This is a genomic window from Flavobacterium sp. (assembly GCF_021151785.1).
Classification (GTDB): domain Bacteria; phylum Bacteroidota; class Bacteroidia; order Flavobacteriales; family Flavobacteriaceae; genus Flavobacterium.
On the sequence record NZ_JAGKWP010000177.1, the window covers coordinates 1 to 2,250 of the forward strand.

A 2,250-nucleotide genomic window follows, 5' to 3' on the forward strand; every position below is an offset into this window, starting at 1 on the left:
AACCATTCCTGAAATAACACCACCAGACCCAACAGTAGGACCTGAAGGAGTAAACACATATGTTTGACCCGATACATAATTGCTAATCGTGGAACTTCCTCCTGAAGAACATGTAGCCGAAGTAGAACTAATCGTTGGAACCGATGGGGTAGAACTAACTGTAACTGTAACTTCATCAAAACAAGACGAATCACTTGACGTCCATCTAAAAATGTTAGTTCCGAATGCTAAACCAGAAACGGAGGATGTTGGACTATTATTGTTGGAAAAAGTACCTGAACCAGAAATAACTGACCAAGTACCTGATCCTGGTGCTGTTGCTGCTAAACTTGTGGTTGTTAAACCACAAAGATTTTGATCTACACCAGCATTACAAGTTAATTCTGTTGTAAAACTTCCTGCTTCTAAATATACTACACTATCATAAGTGGCGTCATTTACATCTGTAATTATTAATTTTATGTGATAAGTTTGACCTGGAACTAAACCTGTCTGAGTTGCTGAAAGAATCCTAGTATTACCATTTAATTGGGTTCCATTTATAGTACCTAGAAACTCAGGAGAAGGTGTATTCTGGACCCAAGAGCCATTAGCAGCTAAGCAAAATGATGCATCTTGTGGAGAAGCACTTGATCCAACAATACCATCATTAACTGAATTAATTGACACTTCTGCTCCGTTCGATAATCTAGCAATATTTTTAGCGTTGTTTGTATATCCTTGACCTCCAGAAATACCAGGACCACTAATTAAAAAACCAAACTTATCATTATAAGAAGAACAATTGTAATTAATATCAAATGCCGAATTACTACTATCATTATACTCTTCTGAGCCGAAAATATAACGAAATGTAACAGCATTTTTAACTGGTACAAAATCAAATTCAAGAACCGCCGCATTGTAAAAATTTTGTGCGCCAGCCAAGATATCAAGATCATTATTTAAAGTAGGGCAAGTTCCTCCTTGTCTAACTTCACCTGTTGTACACGAGGTGAAAGCTGTCCCCATCTGTGTCGCACCTGGATCTGCACCTAAAGTCAAAGGTATTGTAGTCGTATTTCCTGAGGATAAAACTAGTCCACTAGTAAACCCCATCTGTGTTAAGGTTGAACCTGCGGTGGAGAAATAACCTAATTGATATCTACCTGAATTGTTGTAAACACCTGAAAATTGAACATTTGAAATAACTGTTCCACTACCACTGGGAACCAAAACACCATTAACTAATTGAGAAGGAGTATATAACGAGTTGTTAATAGTAATTTGTGAAAAACTCAAATTTATTAGCAGAATAGTAAATAAATGTAAAAAAGGAATTTTAAATTTCATATTAATAGAATTCATGTTCTTATTGTTCATATGTATAGTTTTAAATACACTAAATTTCCAGATATCTGATTCATAAAAACTTCACAATATCTTGTAAAACTTTAAAATCCACCAAAAAATAGCATTATTTAGATTATTAAATTATTAACAAATCAATATTTATTTACATTTCATATATAAAACAACTATAGAGCAGTAAAAGATTACTCCATCTACCCCTAGATAATTAAAAATATAAAAAAATGAAAATCAATAAATTATAGATATATTTTAACTTTATTTAATAAATTATTTTTTATAGGTCAAAAATATATATTCACATATTAATATTTGCATAAAAAAACGAGTATTTTTGTATTCCAGAAAACAACCCAATATGATTATTAAAGAAACAAAAAAGATAATAGATTCATTATCTATGAACGAAAAACGTTATTTTAAGTTATTCGTAAACAAGAATATTTTTGGAAATCAGAATAAATACCTAATGCTTTTTGATATATTCAATAGTAATAATGAGATTGATGAACAATTATTAAAAAAATCTATAAATGAACATCACTTTTCCGATAAAAACATATCCTATGACTTAAATTATTTAAACAAACTTATTTTAAGAGCCTTGAATGAATTTCATTTTGAAAAAACAGTAAGCTTAAAGCTTCAAAATCTTATCAAGTCAGTAGAAATTTTATTTTATAAAGGACTTTATGAAGAATGTTTACGTATAATACAAAAAGCAAAAAAACTCAATAGTAAAAATGAAAACGAAATTTTGATGTTAGAATTACTTAATTGGGAAAAAAAATGTATTGGTTATTTTAAAGGTTTTCATAGTGCCATGTCAATCAATCAAAAGATAGACGAATATTTTGCGCAAATTAAAGAAAACAAAGAAATAACTGACTTATACTATAA

The 2,250-nt window shown here is 30.0% G+C and carries 2 protein-coding genes; one reads left to right on the top strand and one right to left on the bottom strand.

Going from position 1 to position 2,250, the window contains the following annotated elements; all coding sequences use genetic code 11:
* A partial coding sequence (locus QZ824_RS11400; RefSeq protein WP_291276138.1) for a choice-of-anchor L domain-containing protein occupies positions 1–1,362 on the bottom strand: 1,362 nt, incomplete at its 3' end.
* A 346-nt stretch (positions 1,363–1,708) separates the two neighbouring features.
* Here QZ824_RS11400 and QZ824_RS11405 point away from each other — a divergent pair.
* Positions 1,709–2,250, top strand: a 542-nt coding sequence (locus QZ824_RS11405; protein WP_291276139.1) for a hypothetical protein, incomplete at its 3' end; no start/stop codon positions are given.